We start from the raw sequence: 1,222 nt of genomic DNA on the forward strand, positions 1-1,222 counted from the left end.
AGAACGCCGACGTCTGGGTCGACCTGCGCGACCTGATCTACGTGCCGGCSGGSACSGGCGGCTACGACAGCGACCGCTACTACACGCCGGGCGGKCTSCTSGARGTCGGCGGCTATCTCGCCAACACCAAGCACACGATCGGCGAATGGGCTGCGGTCGGCGGCACCATCACCTTGTCGGCGCCGGAGGTSRTCGCGCAACAAGGCTCGATCTTCGACATCTCCGGCGGCTCGCTGGCGTACGCGGGGGGCACCATCCAGACGACGAACTTCCTCGGCAAGGACGGCCGGCTCTATAACGTCAACGACGCCCGCGGCGACATGACGTTCTACGGGGTTGGCGAAGGCTTCGTGCGCTCGAACGACCGCTGGGGGGTGACGCAGGTCTGGAGCAGCCCGTTCGGCAAGGGGCGGGTGACGACGCGGTGGGAGGACGGCTACACGGTCGGCCGCGATGCCGGGTCGCTGATCCTGTCGACGCCGACGGCGGTGTTCGAAGGCAAGATCCTCGCCAACGTCGTSCAGGGCAGCCGTCAGCTCAMCGCGCGCCCCGCCGGCACTACCGACGGCTACAAGGTCGGACAGACCCAGGTCGCGCTCAATGGCCAGCTGCATGTCGGCGCCTACGGCGTTGCAAACGGCAATGGCCTGTTCAATTCCGACGTCAGGTTCGGCGATGTGGCCGCCATCACCGCCGGCCTTGCCGCCGACGATGCGCTGCCTGCGGCGCGCACGGGCACCGTCTGGTTCGATGCCGGTCATCTCAACGAGCAGAAGCTCGGCGGCCTCGACATCGGCACCAAGGATACGATCACGGTCGAAAGGGCGTTGACGCTGGCCGATGGCGGCCAGATCAACTTCAATGCCGCCGTCGTCGATATCAAGGCCGACATCACCGCGCGCAGCGGCGCGCTCACCGTCGACAACTACTTCAAGGGCGGCGCCGACCGCGGCAACGCGATGGTGCTGCTCAAGAACGGCGCCTCGTCGATCAACGTGCGGGACGGCGTGACGCTCGACCTGCGCGGTGTGTGGGTCAACGCGCTGCTGAACCCATCCGACAGCAGCAAGCTCGCGTATCTCAACGGCGGCACGGTCGCCCTGAAATCGACTCATGACGTGACGCTAAAGACCGGCAGCGTGATCGACGTCTCGTCGGGCGGCGCCATTCTCGCCACTGGTAAGACCAAAGGCGGCAAGGGTGGCGACGTCACCTTGATCGC

Annotated in this window: 1 pseudogene; it reads left to right on the top strand. The window is 66.6% G+C overall.

What is annotated here, in order from left to right:
* A pseudogene (locus AB4Z24_RS22495) lies at positions 1-1,222 on the top strand (filamentous hemagglutinin); the annotation flags it as partial.

The sequence above is a fragment of the Hyphomicrobium sp. 2TAF46 genome, from assembly GCF_052114865.1.
Classification (GTDB): Bacteria; Pseudomonadota; Alphaproteobacteria; order Rhizobiales; family Hyphomicrobiaceae; genus Hyphomicrobium_B.